This is a genomic window from Methylobacterium sp. Leaf113 (assembly GCF_001423325.1).
Lineage (GTDB): Bacteria > Pseudomonadota > Alphaproteobacteria > Rhizobiales > Beijerinckiaceae > Methylobacterium.
Window position 1 is genome coordinate 1 of sequence record NZ_LMNJ01000014.1, and the last position, 18239, is coordinate 18239.

16 protein-coding genes and 2 pseudogenes are annotated in these 18239 nt (G+C 65.4%); 4 read left to right on the top strand and 14 right to left on the bottom strand.

What is annotated here, in order from left to right:
- Positions 1-89 (top strand): annotated as a pseudogene (locus ASF60_RS24400) (IS5/IS1182 family transposase); the annotation flags it as partial.
- Between the two features lie 993 nt (positions 90-1082).
- Here the strand turns inward: ASF60_RS24400 and ASF60_RS26090 are convergent.
- The 10 genes and pseudogenes from ASF60_RS26090 to ASF60_RS24405 all read right to left on the bottom strand — a co-directional run.
- Positions 1083-1787, bottom strand: a pseudogene (locus ASF60_RS26090) (TonB-dependent receptor plug domain-containing protein); the annotation flags it as partial.
- 90 nt (positions 1788-1877) lie between these two features.
- Positions 1878-3050: a PLP-dependent cysteine synthase family protein gene (locus tag ASF60_RS11375; protein WP_082507891.1), complete on the bottom strand. Its 1173-nt coding sequence runs from the start codon at positions 3048-3050 to the stop codon at positions 1878-1880.
- Positions 3047-3643, bottom strand: coding sequence for a LysE family translocator (locus tag ASF60_RS11380; RefSeq protein WP_056184512.1), 597 nt, complete (start codon positions 3641-3643; stop codon positions 3047-3049). The genes ASF60_RS11375 and ASF60_RS11380 overlap by 4 nt, the downstream gene beginning before the upstream one ends.
- A gap of 159 nt (positions 3644-3802) precedes the next feature.
- Positions 3803-4915, bottom strand: coding sequence for a TlpA family protein disulfide reductase (locus ASF60_RS11385; RefSeq protein WP_082507892.1), 1113 nt, complete (start codon positions 4913-4915; stop codon positions 3803-3805).
- Between the two features lie 683 nt (positions 4916-5598).
- Positions 5599-6873, bottom strand: a complete 1275-nt coding sequence (locus ASF60_RS11390; protein ID WP_056184514.1) for a M16 family metallopeptidase — start codon at positions 6871-6873, stop codon at positions 5599-5601.
- Positions 6870-8138 (bottom strand): M16 family metallopeptidase, encoded by a 1269-nt coding sequence (locus tag ASF60_RS11395; RefSeq protein ID WP_082507893.1) that lies wholly within the window; start codon positions 8136-8138, stop codon positions 6870-6872. Before ASF60_RS11395 ends, ASF60_RS11390 begins: the two co-directional genes overlap by 4 nt.
- Positions 8139-8323: 185 nt before the next feature.
- A complete protein-coding gene (locus ASF60_RS11400) occupies positions 8324-9211 on the bottom strand; it encodes a TonB family protein (RefSeq protein ID WP_056184517.1) in 888 nt (295 codons plus the stop codon).
- Positions 9208-9645 carry a TonB system transport protein ExbD gene (exbD, locus tag ASF60_RS11405; RefSeq protein WP_056184519.1) on the bottom strand — a complete coding sequence of 146 codons (438 nt, stop codon included), beginning with the start codon at positions 9643-9645 and terminating at the stop codon, positions 9208-9210. The genes ASF60_RS11400 and exbD overlap by 4 nt, the downstream gene beginning before the upstream one ends.
- 4 nt (positions 9646-9649) lie before the next feature.
- Positions 9650-10609, bottom strand: a complete 960-nt coding sequence (gene exbB, locus ASF60_RS11410) for a tonB-system energizer ExbB (RefSeq protein WP_443136754.1) — start codon at positions 10607-10609, stop codon at positions 9650-9652.
- A gap of 68 nt (positions 10610-10677) precedes the next feature.
- Positions 10678-10998 (bottom strand): hypothetical protein, encoded by a 321-nt coding sequence (locus ASF60_RS24405; RefSeq protein ID WP_156634034.1) that lies wholly within the window; start codon positions 10996-10998, stop codon positions 10678-10680.
- Positions 10999-11459: 461 nt separating this feature from the next.
- On the opposite strand from ASF60_RS24405, the gene ASF60_RS11415 reads away from it, so the two are divergent.
- Both ASF60_RS11415 and ASF60_RS11420 read left to right on the top strand, forming a co-directional pair.
- Positions 11460-11750 carry a TonB-dependent receptor gene (locus ASF60_RS11415; RefSeq protein WP_056184521.1) on the top strand — a complete coding sequence of 97 codons (291 nt, stop codon included), beginning with the start codon at positions 11460-11462 and terminating at the stop codon, positions 11748-11750.
- 90 nt (positions 11751-11840) lie between these two features.
- Positions 11841-12119: a hypothetical protein gene (locus ASF60_RS11420; protein ID WP_056184523.1), complete on the top strand. Its 279-nt coding sequence runs from the start codon at positions 11841-11843 to the stop codon at positions 12117-12119.
- Between the two features lie 221 nt (positions 12120-12340).
- Here ASF60_RS11420 and ASF60_RS11425 read toward each other — a convergent pair whose 3' ends face one another.
- Entirely contained in the window at positions 12341-13027 is a 687-nt protein-coding gene (locus tag ASF60_RS11425) for a sugar transferase (RefSeq protein WP_082507895.1), read from the bottom strand.
- 848 nt (positions 13028-13875) lie between these two features.
- Here ASF60_RS11425 and ASF60_RS11430 point away from each other — a divergent pair.
- Positions 13876-14616: an SDR family NAD(P)-dependent oxidoreductase gene (locus ASF60_RS11430; protein ID WP_244478398.1), complete on the top strand. Its 741-nt coding sequence runs from the start codon at positions 13876-13878 to the stop codon at positions 14614-14616.
- Positions 14617-14659: 43 nt separating this feature from the next.
- Here ASF60_RS11430 and ASF60_RS11435 read toward each other — a convergent pair whose 3' ends face one another.
- From ASF60_RS11435 to ASF60_RS11445, 3 genes are all read right to left on the bottom strand, one after another.
- A complete protein-coding gene (locus tag ASF60_RS11435) occupies positions 14660-15043 on the bottom strand; it encodes a response regulator transcription factor (protein WP_056184527.1) in 384 nt (127 codons plus the stop codon).
- Between the two features lie 107 nt (positions 15044-15150).
- Positions 15151-15873, bottom strand: coding sequence for a response regulator transcription factor (locus ASF60_RS11440; protein ID WP_082507896.1), 723 nt, complete (start codon positions 15871-15873; stop codon positions 15151-15153).
- Positions 15870-17804, bottom strand: coding sequence for a PAS domain-containing sensor histidine kinase (locus ASF60_RS11445; protein ID WP_056184627.1), 1935 nt, complete (start codon positions 17802-17804; stop codon positions 15870-15872). Before ASF60_RS11445 ends, ASF60_RS11440 begins: the two co-directional genes overlap by 4 nt.
- Positions 17805-18239 lie beyond the last annotated feature (435 nt).

Here is an 18239-nt window from a genome sequence, read left to right on the forward strand (position 1 = left end):
TCCGTCGCATCGCCACCCGCTACGACAAGCTGGCCCGAAACTACGCCTCGGCCGTCGCACTCGCTGCCGTCATCGCCTTCTGGTGCTGATCGAGTCCAGACCCTAGGACGGCCTGCACCGGAAGCCCCATTGCTGAAATCATCGTATCGAACGCTACCCGTGATATGCAGTCGATTGTCCAACGTATCGAATTTGTCGATGACATAGTATCCAAGAGAAGTCGCCTCAAAACCTCCCACCGTCGAAGGAGGAATGATTGTCGGCCGGAAAAGGTCTTGAGTTGGAAGTCCAGAATAGGGATTCGTGAAGAAATTCTGAGCTGCCGGGGCCGGAACTTGTGAGTACATGATCTCGGTCGAGGAATAATCAACGCCAAATTTCAATGTTTGCCGCGCGAATCCTGCGTCGTAGGTGCTAGTCAGATCGACCTGTTCGAACAACCGAGAGAATTGATAACTGGCCTGCGTCTGAGTGGTGCTATAAGTGCCATTTCTACCCGGGCGGCCGATCCAAGAGCCCGTATTCAAGGCATCCGTTGACGTATCGTAACGGAGCCGATTGTTGAGCACGATGTTGAAGCCCAAAATGTCGCCGAAATCGTGCGACTGCTCGCTGAAAAGCTGGATCAGATTAGTGGAGTAGCCCAAATTCGGATTGATATTTGGGACACCTCTCGGAAGCCGAAGAATGGGATGAAGAGGGTTCATCCCTTGTATGGGGATGAAGGTATACTGGCTCGGCGCTCGCGCCTGATCCGTGTAACTCATTCCCGCAAGCAACGTCGTTACCCCGTCTGTCCATCGGACACTGGGTGCAAGGAGGTATTCGTGCGGATCGCGATAGCCTGCATAATTGGTGTCCGCCGCATTTCCCGAGGCAACGAAGCGATAGGTCAATCCCTGAGCGTCGGCGACGGGACCACCGAAATCGAACGCGAGCGTTTTGTAGCCGTAAGAACCGTACCGCACGGTGGCGTCGCGGATGACCGACTCGGTCGGCCGCTTCGTTGTGACGTTCACGCCGCCCCCCTCTACGGTCGCACCCGTCAGGATGGCACTGGGTCCTTTCAAGACTTCGATGCGTTCCACGTTGTCGATCGGGGGTTGACCGTAAAGAGTCGTACTCCGGTTGAAGGATCCGATGCCGTCGACCATCACTCCCTGGGTTTGGAAGCCGCGGATCACGAAATTGGCGCGGCCATCGCCGCTGGTTCCCAGCGTTACGCCCGAAACGTTCTGCGCCGCCTCGGCGGCACTCGTGACCACCTGCGATTGGATCACCTTCTGCGTCACGGTCGTGATCGTGTTCGCCAACTCCTTCGTCGGCGTGCCGGAGAGACGCGACGACGTGCCCGCATCGCCGGCTTGGAAGCCGACGTCGCTGAACCGCGAACCCGCACTCTCGTCGGTCACGTCGATCGCCGCGATATCGCCGAGACCCTGGGGGCTGACGCCTGTGCCGCGGTCGGCGACGACGGTCACGCCACCGCCCGAACCCGGCACGAGGCGGAGGCCCGTTCCTCCGAGTACGCGCATCAGCGCATCCCGGACGACGACCCGTCCTTTCACGGCCGAAGCCTTACGGCCGGCGACGATCTCAGGCGGAAAGGAAATCGTGATCCCGCCCTGGCGTGAAATCGCGATCAGTGTGCGGCCGAGGTCTCCGGCGGGGATATCGAGCTCGACCGGGGTATCGAGGCCCGCATAGGTCGGGCTCGCGCTGCTCATCAAGGCGGCGACAACCGGGAGACCGGACCGGTACGCTGATCGCCTTAACACATTGAACATCGCCGTCCCTCAAACTTGGTTCGCACCTTGTTGTCTGAGCCGGCGCCCAAGTTCCCACAGTCGAGCTTGAGATTTTCCGGATGGATGCAGTCACAGTCCGGTACTGGAGCGGCTCCGCTCCGCCAGGGCTAGGTCCGGCGAGACGCCCCTGTCGAAGAAGGCCTCCATCGCTGCACGCGGGGCAGCAAGGTCGAGATTGCGGTCCGCCAACCAGTACGGGTCGAGATGTGTGCTGCGATAGCGCTCACCGGAATCGCACAGAAGCGTCACGACGGAGCCGTGCTCGCCCGCCGCCGCCATGTCGGAGACGATCCGCGCGGCCGCCCACATGTTCGTCCCCGTCGACGCCCCGCAGGAGCGGCCGAGCCGCTCGGATAGGACGCGGGCGGCGGCCAAGCTCCCCACGTCCGAGATCGCCTCGCTGCGATCAATCAGATCAGGAAGAAACGACAGCTCACAGCGTGCGCGGCCGATGCCCTCGACGATCGACGCTCCCCCCTCGTGGCTGCGTACGGAGCGGTCTGCAAGGTGACGGTGAAACACCGAAGCTTCCGGGTCAGCGAGGCAGAGCCGTGTCGCGAGTCGGCGATAGCGGATGAAACGTCCTATGGTGGCGGAGGTACCGCCGGTGCCGGCGCCCACGACAACCCAGGCCGGAACCGGGTCGGTCTCATGAGACATCTGGGTGAAGATCGATTCCGCGATGTTGTTGTTGCCGCGCCAGTCCGTCGCCCGTTCAGCGAAGGTGAACTGGTCCATGTAGTAGCCGCCAGACGCGGCCGCGATCCGCTCGGCCTCAGCATAGACGGCGCCCGAGGTGTCGACGAAGTGGGAGCGACCGCCATAGCGGGCGATCTGGGCGACTTTTTCGGCGGAGGTGGCCCTCGGCATCACCGCAATGAACGGCAATCCGAGCAGTTGGGCGAAATAGGCTTCGCTGACCGCGGTCGATCCGCTGGAGGCCTCGACGATCGTCGTGTCCGGGCCGATGCAGCCGCTGCACAGGGCGTAGAGGAAAAGCGAGCGGGCCAAGCGGTGCTTGAGGCTCCCGGTCGGATGCGTCGACTCGTCCTTGATGTAGAAGCTGATCCTGGGATAGGCTGGAAGCGGCACCCGCAACAGGTGTGTGTCCGCGGACCGATTGACATCGGCCTCGATCGTCTCGATAGCGCCCGCGATCCATTCGCGTGCCCGAACCGCCGGAGCGCGGATGGAGCCCAGGAGGGCGGCTCCGGGCTCTCGGCCCTCGCCACCCCGGTTCATGCGAGCCGACCGGTCGCCTGCGCGACACCAGTGCTGATGAGAAGCAGACCTGTCGTGCGCCGGATCCATCGATCGGCCGTTCGGCGCAGCAGGCGTCCGGCGGAGACCCAGGTCACGGCAGCGACCAGGGACAGCGTGCAGAACGTCACCTGCAAAATCGCGAGTTGCGGCAGCACAGGTTGGGCGGCGTCGACGAATTGGGGCAACAGGGCACAGAAGAAGATGATGCCCTTGGGATTGAAGGCGGTCACCAGGAAGACGCCGGCGAAGGGGCGGCGGGTGTGGTGCGGCGGTGCGACGCGAATCGAGGGGCGGGCAAATAGGCTGGAGAGGCCGAGCCCGATCAGATAGGCCGCCGCCGCGATCTTCAACACCGTGAGGAGATCGGAGGAGGCCGCCAGTAGCGTCCCCAGACCGAAATTGCAGATGGTCAGCGCGAACGTATCACCCAGAACCGCGCCCGCGACGATGGAGGGAAGGGTGCGGGGTCCGGGCAACGAGGCGTAGCGGAGGAGGATGAGGGCGGTCGGCCCGGGGAGCGCCAAGGTGAGGCAGGATGCGGCCACGAAGGCGAGCCAAGTGTGAAGCGTCATGTCTTTGCCGGAGAAGCAGGGAGCGATAGCGGAACGCAGCAGCTTGAGGAGCAGGTTTGAGGCTGCTCTTTGGAATTGTGGGTCGCGTGCCTCCGGGCTTGCCGGCATGCGTCGCGGAGTCTCGGAGCGGTAAGACGCCGAACCGTTTGAGGGCGGCAATCAAGAATCGGCGAGACGGCAACTGTCGCCGTCGCAGATCATCGACGGCGGTGGCGTCGGCACGGAGGGAGTCGCCGCCACGCACCGCTCATGAAGAGCTTGGAGCGGTGCCAGCACCTCCTCGTTCGCTCCGGTCGCCTTTCCGGCGTCCAGTGCGGCTCTTGCGTAGGACATCGCCTCCCCCCGCCGGCCGGCCGCCAGCAAGGCATATGCATAAGCCTCCGACAGCCGCATCCGCAGGCGGGGGTTCGGCTCGGACCCGGCAAGGGACCAAACTCGATCCAGGGCCTGGATCGCCAGGGCCGCGGCCGGCTCGGAAACCGGCTCCCTGAGGGTTTCGCCCTGTCGGGTCAAACTCATTCCAATTTTGAAGAGCGTGTTGATGTCGTTCGCGGCAGCCCGCGTGATCAGATGTTGCCCGTAGACCAGGGCGGCTTCACCGCCAGGCGCAAATTGCTTGAATTTGCCGAAGCCATAAGTCGGCTCCAGTTCGGGCTCAGTCGCGAAGGCCGCGTCATAGGCCCGCAGCATGCCGTCCCGGTCGCCCATCTCGGAGCAAGCGCGCACCGCCCGTTCCAAGGCCTGAGCTTCGCGGACCTTCTCGCGTACCAGCTGTGATCGGTGCGCGTCGGCAGCGGCTGCGAGATCCCAGCGTCCCTCTTCCACGGCTGCGAGCGGGGTATCCAGGTCCATCGGATGTCCGATCCATGCGATGCGGCCCGCCCGATCCACAATGAAGGACGTCGGTACGCCTTTCTGGAAGGCCGCATCGCACCAGGCCGCGCGCATCAGGCTCCGGCCAACCTCTCGCTCTGGCCGCCGATCGACGGCGATCCGGTAGCCGATGCGGTCATTCCAATCGCGTACGAAGCTCTCGACCACCATGAGGTCTGTCCAACCCACGGCGACCCCGAGAATTGGAACGTTCGGGTAGCGCGCCTGAAGCTCCGTCAGGTGCGGGATGCTGGTCGCGCAGGGACCGCACCAAGTCGCCCAAAACTCGACGACGTAGACGCAGCCGGGAGCGAAGCCCGTGAGCGGCTCGCCCTTCAGAAACGTCTCGACTTCGATCGCGGGTGCGGGATCGCCGACGAGCAACTCGGAAGAAGACATGGGGGAAACCTTTCTCGGGACCTTGCCGCGAGGAAATCGGCCGTCCTGGTCGCAACACACATCCGTCAGTGGACGCGGACCGGGCGGCGCCAAATGGTCGAGCGGGCCGTTACTTGCGTGGCCCGCGCGTTGTCGGAACCGCCTCCGCCACAGGCGAGACCGGCGCGGAGGCCGGTGCGACTTCGGGTGCAGGGTCATGAGGACCGGTCAGCGGGAGCAGAACCGCGTTGATCGGCGCAAGAGATGCGTCGAAGACGTGGAGGCCCTCGGTGATCGGTCCGACGATCTTCCCGACCGGCGCAAAGATGTAGGCGACGAGATCAGGTCCGATTGCCGTATCCGGGCGTGGCGGCTTCTGGCCGGGTGGATCGAAACCGCTCGGAGCGGATGGAGCCGCGCCGGGCGTTTCGAGAAGCGTTGCACTCGCGGAGCCGGACCGCCCAGTTCCGGTCTGTGTTTGAACAGGTGCCCCGGGAATAAGCGGTTTGCTTGAAGCGACTTGCGCCTGTGCCGTGATTGGGGATGCGAGGATCAGCCCCAGGCTCACTATGACGATGGATCTCACGGCCTTCACTCCCGATTAGACGACGGTGCCGCCCGGATTTGCCAAATTTTGACACTGATTTCGGCTTCCCGATGCCGAAGTGCCGCCGAGCCGCCCGACTCGGCGTATGCCCCGGCGATTACGGTTCGGTCGGATCTCCTGCGATCGCGACGAGCATCCGAGCATCGCCGATCAGGCGCGCTGCGGCTCGCCGCGCGTCCTCCGCCGTCACGGCGGCGATGCGCGAGTTGTGGGTATCGGGCCAGTCCAACCCGCGCCCGTCGAGCTGCAACCCGAGAAGCAGGGCAGCGATGGCCGACGAACTGTCGAGGCGCAGCTTGGACGAGCCGATAAGATAGCCCTTGCCCCGCTCCATCTCCTGTGCGTCGAGTCCGTCCCGAGCCAGATGGCGAAGCTCGTCTTCGATCACACCGAGTGCTTCCTCGACGCGATCGTTGCCGGTCGCCGTCCTGCCCACCAGGGTGGCGGCGCCGTCCACAACTTGAAGGGCGGTTCCCACCGCATAACAAAGGCCGCGCTTCTTGCGAACCTCGCGAAACAGGCGGGAGGACATGTCCCCCCCCAAGGCGTGGTTCACCACGGTGGCGGCGGCGAAATCCGCGTCCGCGCGAGGGATGCCGGGCCGCCCGAATCGGATCGTCGATTGGGGCAGCGCGAGCCGTTTGACGATGCGCTCGCCGAGTCCCTGGATTGCGGTCGCTGCCGTCTGCACGGGGACACCCGCCGGAAGTTGCCCGAAGGCACCATCCAGGGCGAGGCCGAGATCTTCGGGACCGATCGCACCGACGACGGCGACGCCCAGGTTGGTGCGGGTCACCATGCGCGCCTGTAGAGCTACCAAGTCCGCGCGCTCGATCCGCCGAAGGCTGTCGAGATTGCCGGACGAGGGCCGGCCATAGGGGTGACCGGCAAAGCCGTGCGCGGCAAAGGTCTGGTTCACGACCTGATCCGGGCGGCTGAGGCTGGCGCGGACATCCGCCTCCAAAGCGTTTCGGACCCGAACGATGTCATCCGCGGCCAGACACGGGTCACACAAGGCGAGGCCGATCAGCTCGAACGCAGCCTCCGTTTCACGTGCAAGGGTCTTGAGCTCACCGCGCAGGCTGTCGCTCCAGACCGAGAAGGACAGCTGGATCGCCCGATCCCCGAGGACTTGGCGGAAGGCGCCGCCGTCCATCGATCCAGCACCCTCGGTGAGCAGGCCAGTAAGCATCCGCGCCGTCCCCGAGCGGTCCGTTGGGTCGAGCGTGGGACCGCCCCGAAACCCGAACTGCATCGACAGGATCGGCAGCGTGTGGTCCTCAAGGAGCCAGGCCTCGATGCCGCCAGGGCTGCGAAAGCACCGAACGCGGGCGGCCAGGGGCCTGCCGGACGTTGTGACGTGAATCGTCATGACGAGAGGTCTTCCCCGTTCAGCACGCTCGGGCAGGCCGTTTGGAAACGAATGAGATGGCCCGAGACGGTGTCTCGCCGTTCCAGAAGGGCGAGGGCCTGCTGGAGCGCCTCGGTGTCGACTGTCTCGATGCGGGTCTGCCAAGTTGCCAGATCGTCGAGCGTGAGGCCGCAGCACAGAGCCATGCCGTACCAGTTGGCGAGGCTGACTTGGCTATCGCGGGCATAGAGAGCGCTGGCCACGAGCTGAGTCTTGGCGCGCTTGACGGCCGATGCCTCGAACCCGGACACTCGCAGGTCGTCGAGGTGCGCATCGATTGCGTGGTCGAGCTCTTCGGGCGTGGTCCCGACCGAGGGCGATCCGTGGATGTAGAAGCGTGAGGGACCGCGGAAGAGAAGCGCCCAATAGGCTGCCCCGACGCGGGTCGCACGGGCCTCCTCGACGACGAGACGAGTATGGAGAATCGAGGTTTCGTCGCCGCCGAGCAGAAAGGCCAGCACTTCCAGGGCCTCGGCTTGCCCCGGAACTGCGTCCGTGGGTGACGGCACCTTGTGCAGCCGCGTCAACTGCGGCTCGCCGACGGTCGTCTCAGCCAGGGTGATCTGCCGATGGACCCGGCTCGGCGGGTCTTGCAGGTGACGGCGCTCGGGAGGAGCGCCCGAGGCCGGGATCGCGCCGTAGATCTCGGCGGCGAGATCTCGCACCGCCTCCGGCTCGGCATCGCCGGCCACTACGAGAAGCGCATTCTCAGGCGTATAGAAGCGTCGATAATGAGCCAGGGCATCTGCCCGGGTCAGACCAGCGATCTCATGGCGCCAGCCGATGATCGGGCGCCCCGATGGGTGGGCGGGGCTTGCGGCGATCGCCAGAGCCTCCCCGAGCAGTCCGGCCGGGTTCGCATCCGCGACCATGGAGCGTTCCTCGAGAATCACGTCCCGCTCGGTTGCCACAGCGGCCTCTTCGAGGACGAGATTGCACATCCGGTCGGCTTCGTAGGCCATGCAGGTCGCAAGATATTCGTTGGGAATCCGCTGGTGGTAGGCGGTGAAGTCCCAGCCGGTGAAAGCGTTCTCCTCGGCGCCCAGGGAGGTCAGGAGATCGCTGAAGGCACCGGCCGGATAGGTCGCGGTGCCCTTGAACATCAGGTGTTCGAGGAAATGGGCCAGTCCCGATTGGCCGGGCGGATCGTCCGTCGAGCCGGTGCGATACCAGATCATGTGAGTGACGATCGGGCTGCGTCGATCCGGGATAACCACGACCTGCATCCCGTTCTCAAGCCTGAACTTCGAAACCGAGACGGCTGCGTCCGGCGTCGCTGCGGTTGTCGGGAGGTTGGACGGATGCGAAGGCATTGCTGCTCGTTTCTGGTTCGGGATCTTGTGCTGCTCGGGGTTTTTCTAACGACGCCCGGCGGACGATCGAATCCTGGTTCCGGAAAACCACCGGTTCGCTACCGGCGGCTGAAGTTGAGCGGGATCGTCTGCGTCATCGCCTGACCGCCGGGCGGTGGCGGGAAAGGCGCTGCCCGATACATCACGGCAACCGCCTCGGCATCGAGGGCCGCATTGCCGGACGACGCGATAAGACGGGCCGCGGTCACGCTGCCGTTGGACGCGAACGTGACGCTCACCACTGCCACCCCAACCGCACCGGCAGCCGCGGGCGGAAAGCGCTTGGCACGGACAATCCGGGCCCGCATCTCGTTCTGCCACGTCGCGCGCGACGCTTGGCTGATTGCGGAGCCTGCGGCAGAGGCAGCGGTCCGATTCGCATTCTGCTGGTCCGACTTCGGACCACCGCCACTCCGGGATGCCGGGCTTGGTTCAGGCTTCTTGTGAACGGGGTGTTTCGGAACCGGCTTCTTCCGAGGCTGCGGTTTTTCGGGATGCTTCTTCTCCGGCGGCTTTTGCTGCGGCGGGCTGACCTCCTTCGGGACCTCAGGTGGAAGTACGGCCTGCGACACGACCTGAGGCGGGGGCGGCGGCGCTGCAAGAGCTGCCGGCGGATCGGGCGGCGGGGGCTCGTCGGGCGTTTCCGGCTGCGTCTCCTGCGCATCCGGGGCCACAGGGCCATCCTTGGCGTTGTCGAGATCGGACTTCGCGACGGTGGGCTCGGGCGACATATCGATCATGATCGCCGCCGGTTGTTCCGGCGGAACGGACGGCGTTTCGGATTGGTAGGTCAAAGCGAGGTAGAGACCGACATGGGCGGCGAGCGTCAGGAAAACGGCGACCGCCCAGCCGAGGACCCGGACAGCCGAGGATCTCTCGGATCTTTCCAGTTCCCAGCGACGCTGCTCGATGGCCTGAAGGAAGGCTTCGGGCGGCGGATGCATCATGGCTGCGCTCCGCCGGCCATTTCCTCCAGCCCAACCAGGCCGACCTTCAGGTAGCCCGCTCCGCGCAACAGGTTCATCACCTGCATCAGTTCGCCATAGGGCACGCCCTTGTCGGCACGCAGGAAGATTCGCTCTTCCTTGTTGCCTTTGGTCGCCCCGTCGAGAGCGGTGCCGAGATCGGCCCGGGCCAGCGTGTCTTCACCCACGGTGACGGAGAGATCGGATTTGATGCTGACGTAGACCGGTTTGTCAGGCCGCGGCTGCTGTTGAGCCGACGACGTCGGCAGTTCCACGGGGACGCTGACGGTCGAGAGCGGCGCCGCCACCATGAAGATGATCATCAGCACCAAGATCACATCAATGAAGGGCGTGATGTTGATCTCGGCGTTTTCGACGAGATCGCCGCCGTCGTTCGATCCCAGATTGACGGCCATGCGCCTACTCCGCCGCCAGGCGAAGGCCGGACGGGCGGCTGTAGGTCACCCGCTCGCGACCATCGAGATCACGCGACAGGTGGCGCATGGTCAGCGCAACGGCATCGCCGACCAGGGCGCGGTAGCCGGTGATGGAGCGGGTCAGCGCGTTGTAGATCACGACCGCGGGAATCGCCGCGACCAACCCGATGCCGGTGGCCAGCAATGCTTCGGCGATGCCAGGCGCCACCACCGCAAGAGAGGTGGTGTTCGAGTTGGCGATGCCGATGAAGCTGCCCATGATGCCCCAGACCGTACCGAACAGGCCGACGAACGGACCGATCGAACCGATCGTCGCCAGGATCCCGGTGCCGGACGCCATCCGCTTGCCAACCATGGCCTCGATCCTGACCAGCGCCATGGCGGCCCGCTCCTTGATACCTTCGCTGGGTAACCCCTGAGACAGGGCGACCTCCCCCTCGATCTCCACCAGAAGAAGCGCTCCGACGCCGCGGCGGACCGAATCGTTTGCCTCTGCCAGATTCGCCACCGACCGGAGTGCCTTGAGGCTGGTGCGGATCTCGCGCTTGGCGAAGTGTAGGCTCAGCGTCTTCACCAAGAGGATGGCCCAGGTCACCACCGAAGCCAGTAGAAGGGTTACCATGACGGCCCGCACGACCATGTCCGCGTGCAGGAACATCCCCATCGGCGAGAGATCGTGGGCAGCCTCGGTCGCTTTGTCTGTCACCGGGAGCTGTGCGCTCGTTGCCACGGGCAGGGCCGGCACGGTCGCACCAGCCGGAGATGGCGGTACGGCTGCGGTGGGATTGATCGTGCCCGCAACGGTTGCCGCGGGTGCCTCAGCGTCCTGCGCTACCGCCGGGGCGGTGATGGCGACAGTCCCGATCAAAATCAGGCCTGTGATTGTCAGGACAACTCCACGCCGCAGACACATCGTCCAGCCGGAATCCTGCAAGGCCGTCATCACTGTCATCGCACTCAACCTTCGTTGCGGTCACCGTGGTTCGTCGAAGGGTCTGTGGGACGACGCGCTCAATCTGCCACGGCTTTCCCGCATTTTTCGAATTGCCGGCCTTTGTCCGGGCGCCAGATGTTTGCTGCTTCGCAGGAGTACAGGTCTCGGACCGCCCCGGCGTTGAGGAAAGCCTGGGCTGAAGCAAAGGGTGATCCCGGTTCCTTCCGAAGGCGGCGATTGCCAATGACCCAGACGAAGAAGCCCTCAACGACGCAGCGGTCCGAATGGGCGGCGAAGCCCAACCGATCAGAGCTTTTATCCACGATGCCTCCGGCGATGATCGGGGCGGTTGCGGGTCGTTGAGCTGCGTGGCCGGCATCTGCGAAGACTTTGGCCACGCGCGTCCAGTCCATGCACTGGGAGCAGTCCCCGGGTGTCAAATCCATTCTCGGCTCGAGGGAGGGGCAATTTTCGCGGTTCGTCCCGCAAGCTTCGAGGGCGTTTGAGGCCGAGCCCTACGCTGTGCAAGGTCGTTGAACGGCGACCCTGACAGACCTGGAGGCAGACCTGCGCGATTGTTTGGTCCCGGCATTGGGTGAAGCAGGTTTGACGGAAAGCGGCTAGGCTCGGTGGTTCCTTGCAGCTGGCTTCGTAGGGCGTGAGGCCACGGTGGGTCTTGAGAGGGTCGTAGACCTCTTACGAGATCGGCGAGATCGAATACGTGGCTTCGAGATCGTGGGGACGATCCAGCGCAACACCAGGATTCACCCGCTGAACTCGCTCAGGGCGCTGAACGTGGGTCACGATGCCGGCCTGCCTTCGCGCGGTTTGTGGGCGTCCGAGCCGGATACTCAGCATCTTGAGATCGAACTGGCTCGAGAATACCGTGCAGATCGGTGATGTTTTCGGCGTCGGCCTGCGCTACATCGGCGATACCTACGCGGACGCGCAGAATACGGTCCCGGTGAAGGGCTACGTCCTCACCGATGCTTCGAACCGCTACACCTATGACAGCTGGCGCTTCCAGGTTGCAGCCAACAATCTGTTCGACCGGGTCTATGTCGGGACCTGCGTGCTGCTCGCGGGCTATACCGGCTACAGCTACGGTGATGGCCGCCGCATTACGGGCTCCGTGACCACTCGCTGGTAGATGTCGCCGCAGGCTCGAAGCGCCCAAGCTCCGTGCCTGCATGAACCGATCCGGCGCGCGCGCGGTTGGCGCGCGAAAGGAGAAAGGTTCATGGCCACGAAGATTGTGCTGATCAAGGCTGCGCTTGCCTTGGTTCTGCCGCTCGCCATCATCGGGACGCGATTGGCGCGAGCGGAAAACCCGGCTCAGACCGGGACGGGCGGTGGAGCCCTGTCCACCACGACCGCACCCAACACGTCGAGCGTCGGGCGGACCAAGCCCCCGGGCAGTACCGCGGGGCCTGAGATGTCCGGCGAACCGGAACGCCGCACGCCGCAGCAGAAGAAGGATTCGGAGATCACCAGCGGGATCTGCAACGGCTGCAACTGAAACACCCGAGCAACATCGAACGCTCAAGCTTGTCGTGCCGTCCCCTGCCCGCCCCCATGCGAGGGATGGCCGGCGAACCGGGTTCGCGTCCCTCGTTCACGCGGCCCGGTTCGCCGTTCCGTCGTCGTCCAAGGCGGGATGGCGAGGGGTATGGAACATCCGATCGCGCGGATGAGACATCTCGCGCAGATGAGATGTCGGCGCGATCGGGCGTGGCGCGCTTAGCGGCTTCCGCGCTGGGCGAGCACGGCCGGGACCGTGCGGACCAGGATCGAAAGATCGCGTGAGAACGACCAGTCCAGGGCGTAGGCAAGGTCCATCTCGACCCGCTCGGCATAGGAGCAGTTGCTGCGACCGGACACCTGCCACAGTCCGGTGACGCCGGGCGTGACCGAGAAGCAGGTCTGGAAGGCGGCACCATAACGGGCAACCTCTGCCTGCACGATGGGCCGGGGACCGACCAAGCTCATCTCGCCCTTCAGGACGTTGATCAGCTGGGGCAACTCGTCGAGGCTGGTCTTGCGGAGGATATGACCGAGCGGGGTGATCCGCGGATCGTTCGTGAGTTTGTGGGTTGCGTCCCATTCCGCACGAGCAGAGCGGCTTTGCGCAAGATGCTCCTGAAGCAGGGCATCACCATTGGCCATCATTGACCGGATCTTGAGGCAATCGAAGGTCCGTCCGCCAAGGCCGATGCGGCGGTGACGGAAGATTGGCGATTTACCATCTTGAGCCCAGACCGCGACCAGAAGTACGGCCATCAGCGGAAGGAGAAGGAATAGGGTGATCAGGGCGATCGAGACATCCACACTGCGCTTTGCCGCCAAACCGATGTGACGAGACTGGGTCTGGCTGAGAGGATACGCAAGGTTCGACTGTTCTGCCGCCACGTAATCATCCCGTTTCATATCGGTGTCCTTTCGAACAGCAGTTAATCAGAAGTTGGCCAATTTCAGCGAAATTCGTGCCACATCGAATTTAGGAATTTCGCGCCATTTTTGGACGTTCGGGAGCGCTGTTGCGGGTCCCATAGCAGAAACACGCCGATGGCCGCACCATAAAAAAATACGTGCAGGCGTATTTTGGGACAGAGAGGCAATGTCAGAGCAGGTGATGAACAATGGTGCCACTTTTTATACCGAGACGGCTTACGATCGAAAGTTTTGATTGACTGTTCGATTGCTTTCGATGGCCGAATCTCTGTTGTAACGATAATGGGTTAGAAGGGTGTCATTTGATCAAGTGCGGCGCTGTCGGTGTGCTTGTTCATAGGCGTTGAGGGGAAATCGATTTTCTACGTACGATAACGAGAACGCAGTGTCAGACAAACGCGGCGAAATCCTGTCACGTCTCTCGTGATCTCCATCAACCTTGCCGCTCGTAGCGATCCACCCAGGCTGGAAGAGCCTGATGCTCAGCGAGGCCGAAGGACCGGATGGAAAGTGCCGGTTCCGCCCGCCGGGGCCTCGAACAAGCGTTGTGGGTTCCATCCCACGGGCTCCGGCACCACTAAATCCGGGCGTCGTGCGTTCCCCACCGAACTCACCGGACCCGCCGCGCGCGGCGCGGCCCGTTCGCGATGCCGAATACGATGAAACCGTGCAGAACCCGGGTGCGACGCCGAGGATGTACTCATTCATCTACCCTTGGAGCCTGTGCAGCCATAGCGTCTCACCAGCTCCCCGGACCTGCTCGAGACGCATCGGATTCCGCCCCGAAACGTCGAAGGTGTCCGAACGGTTCCAGCAAAATTGACATGGTAAATGAAGCTATGGCCAGCGCTGTGGTGATCGGTGCCTCCGGGGGGCTCGGCCGCGCGCTCGTCGGCGCTCTCGCGCTGCGTGGGGAGCACGCTAGCGTCTTCGCCCTGTCCCGTGCGGGAGCCGCCCTGGGGGATGTCGTCCCCGAACCGGTCCGCTACGGTTGCGTGGATGTGACCAACGAGGCCTCGATTGCTGCCGCGGCCGAGCGCGTGGCGCGCTGCGGACCGGTTGGGCTCGTCATCGTCGCCACGGGCCTCCTGCATCAGACTGGACTGGTACCCGAGAAGGCGATCCGCACCCTCGACCCGGCCGCCATGGCGACGGTATTCGCCGTCAACACCATCGGTCCTGCCCTGGTGGCCAAGCACTTCCTGCCGCTGTTGCCCCGGAGCGGACGCAGCGTCTTCGCCGCCCTGTCGGCGCGGGTAGGGTCGATCGACGACAATCGCCTGGGCGGCTGGTACGCCTATCGTGCCTCGAAGGCGGCCCTGAACCAGATCCTCCGGACCCTGTCCATCGAGGCGAAGCGCACCCATCCCGACGCGATCGTGGCCGGCCTCCATCCCGGAACGGTGGCGACCGGCCTGTCCCGGCCGTTCCGGCCCGATGCCGGGGCTCCGGGTCTGTTCACACCGGAGGCTAGCGCGGCCCACCTCCTGGCGGTGCTCGACGGGTTGAATCCCCCGGATTCGGGCGGCGTCTTTGCCTGGGACGGGCAACGGATTCCCGCCTGACTGGGGCGCGCGTCGCGGCGCGATTCCGTCCGGCAGGAGCGGCTCAGGTGGATCGGGTCCCGGTGTGCAGGGCGCGGTGCAGGGACCGGATGATCTCGGTCCCGTCGCAGGGCTTCTTGAGGAAGTCGCTGGCGCCGGCAGCCAGAAGGGTGTCGCGGAGGCGGTCGGTAGGGAACGCCGTCATGAAGATCACCGGCACCGTCGCGCCGCGGGCGAGCAGGCCCTGGTACATCTCCAGGCCCGACATTCCGGGCATCTGCACGTCGGTGAGGACGCAGTCGGGCACCGGCGCGTCACGGCACTCGAGGAAGGCGCGTCCGGAGGCGTAGATGCGGGCTGTGTAGCCGAGGGAGCGAACCAGGCTTCCGGTGGCGATCCGCACCTCCTCGTCATCGTCCACGATGGCGATCACCGGCACTGCTGGCATGGCTTGACCCCCGGGTTTGCTGCCCGGTCACGGCGATCCGGAGGCGTTGGCCCATGCTCTGATATGGGCTTCGGCATCGCCGCTGGAAATCATACGGAGGTTTGCCGTCAGGCCGGGGTCTCGCCCTCCATCCTCGGAGACCGTCGCGGCCACAGCGATGACGCTCCCGGTCGATCTCGGCCCTGCGAGATGCCGAGGGCTTCCGCGCTACGGACCAGATCGGCCAGCGACCGCGCCTTCATCTTGCGCATGACCTGGCCCCGATGGATCTTCACCGTGATCTCGCTGAGCCCGAGATTGCCCGCGACCTGCTTGTTGAGCAAACCGGCGGTGACCTGCGCCATCACTTCGCGCTCGCGCGGCGTCAAGGTCTCGTAATCGCCCTTCAGGCCGTCCAGGGCCGCGTGGGCGCTGCGCTGATGCGAATCGCGCGCGAGGGCGGCTGCGATCGCGTCGAGCAGGTCTTGCTCGCGGAAGGGCTTGGCCAGGAAATCCACCGCTCCGGCCTTCATCGCCCGCACCGACATCGGGATGTCGCCGTGCCCGGTCATCAGGATGATCGGCAGGTCGATCCCGAACGCGCTCATCTGATCCTGGAAGTCGAGGCCGCTCACCCCCGGCAGCCGGACGTCGACCACGAGGCAGCCCCCGCCCGGTGGGCGTGGCGCGGCGAGGAAATCCGTCACCGAGCCGAAGCTGAGGCAGGGCAGGTCGACCGAGCGCAGGAGGCCCGAGAGTGCGTCCCGGAGATCGCTGTCGTCGTCCACCACGAACACCGTGGGGGGCGCGGCCGGGGAGCCGGCGGGTTCCGTTGCGCCGTTGCGTCTCATGAACGCCTCCCGGGCGTCGTGGGGATCGTGAAGTGGAAGGCGGCGCCTGGCCCCTCGTGGCCGGAGACCCAGAGGCGACCGCCATGGGCCTCGATGGTCGAGCGGCAGATCGCCAGCCCCATGCCCATCCCGTCGGGCTTGGTGGTGAAGAAGGGTCGGAACACCTGCTCGACGACCTCATCCGGGATGCCCGCGCCATTGTCCGCCACGGTGACGCGGACCGCCGCCGCGTCCGCTGCGACCCGGAGGATGAGACGACGGGGACGGTCGTCGACCGTCGCCATGGCCTGCACGGCATTGATCATCAGGTTGATCAGCACCTGCTGCACCTGCACCCGGTCGCCCAGGATGGCGGGCAGATCGGATGCCAGCTCTCGCATCAGGCGCACGCCGCTGCGCGCCAATTCACGCTCCAGCAACTGGGCCGATTCGTCGATCATCTCGCGCAGGTCGATCCAGTCGCGCGGGGGCGGTGCCTTGGCCAGGAAGGTGCGGATGCGGGACACGATCTCGCCCGCGCGCGTGCCGCTCGCCACGACCCGGCGCAGGGCCGATGCGGCTTCCATCAGGTCTGGAACGTCCCGTCGAAGCCAGCGCAGGGCCGCCTCGGCATTGGTGACGATCGCCGCCAGGGGTTGGTTCACCTCGTGGGCGATCGAGGCAGTCAGTTCGCCGAGCGTGGTGACGCGCGCGGCGTGAGCCAGCTCGGCCTGGACGGCGAGGAGCGCTTCCTGGGCTTGCTTGCGCTCGGTGATGTCGACCGCGAAGACCAGCACGCACTCGAACCCTCCGGGCTCGGAGGGGAAGGTGATGCCGAACAGGATCGGCACCCGTGCGCCCGACAGCGTCAGGATCGCCGTCTCGCCCTCGAAGAACGCGTCGCCGCGCGCGAGTGCGGCCAGGGAAGCGGCGAAGGTCGGCTCGTCGTCGGGCAGGTACGCGTCGAGGGTGCGGGGGGGCGCCGCTTCCTCCCCGGCTCCGATCAGGCGCCGCATCTCCGCGTTCGCCTCGACGATGGTGACGCTGCGGCGCAGGGTGCGAACCATCTCGGGATGCCCGTCGAGATAGGTCCCGAGCGTTGCGCCCGTCTCGGCCGGGAGCGCATCGAGGGCCGCCCGGACCGCTCGCCAATCCTGCTGCAGGATCGAGACCCGCGCGCTGTCGAAGATGGTGCGGTAGCGACGCTCGCTCTGCACCAGAGCTGCGTGTGCGCGGCGGCGCTCCGTGATGTCGGTATTGGTCTCCAGGATCGCGACCGGCTCGCCGCGCGCATCGCGCTGGAGCGACCAGCGGCTCTCGACCACCACCTTGGCCGCCGACCGGACGGACTGGACCAACTCGCCCTCCCATCGCCCGGTTCGCATCAATTCGGCTCGGATCGCCGCCTCCCCGTCCGGGAAGACGGTGCGCAGCAGCGCGTGGACCCGCCGGCCCCGAACCTCGTCCCGGCGCCAGCCGTAGAGATCCTCCGCCGCCCGGTTCCAGAACGTCGCGATCCCGCTCGGCGCGCGCACGAAGATCGGGTCGTGGGTGAGTTCGAGCAGTTCGGCCTGCTCGGCCAGGATGGTGGCGGTCGCCTGGTTGCGCAGCACCAGCAGAGTGCTCACCCCGATCGCCGCGAGGCTGACGAACGCGCGCAGCAATGCGGAATCGCGGTCGAGCGGGTCGTGCGACAGCAGGTAGGCCACCGCCGTCAGCATCAGGCAGCCGATCGCCACCCGGATGACGCCATTCCGCTCGAAGGCCCGCGCCGCCATCAGCACGACGACGACGTAGAGGACGGCCACCGCCCCCTCCAGCGGGGTGAACGCATCGATGAGGAACAGCGCCGCCGCACAGCCGAGCGCGAGCGCGCCGAGGCCTCTCAGGCGTCCGCGGCCTTCATCGCCGGTGCCGAGAGCGGATGGACCGGCTACGAGGCGCGCGTCCATCGAAACCTCGCGCGCCTGCTCGGGATGAGCGTGCGTCTCCGTCGGCTCGGGACGACCGACCACAGCCAAACTCGACGCACAACCTTCACGGCACACGCCTCCGCGCCCTTCGGCGCGCCGCCTCTCGGGTCTGCGTCCGCATGCGTTCGCTCCGTTCCCCCCGGGCTTGCCGGAACCGGCAGCCGATCCCCTGTCCTCGATCCTGACAGGGCTGCGAATCTTGCATGTTCCGCCTGCAGATTGGACGATCCAATCCCTGTGTCCGGGCGCGTTCCGCGTCGGATCACCCCACGCCTCGATGGGGGCGGCTCCGTACAAAACGACGCGCGATCGGACAAGCGCGACGCGACGCCGTCGTCCAGCCTCGCTCGCACCGACCCGGCGGGACGGCGCGCGGATCAGGCGTGGCCCGAGCGCTCCACCGGATCTAAAACA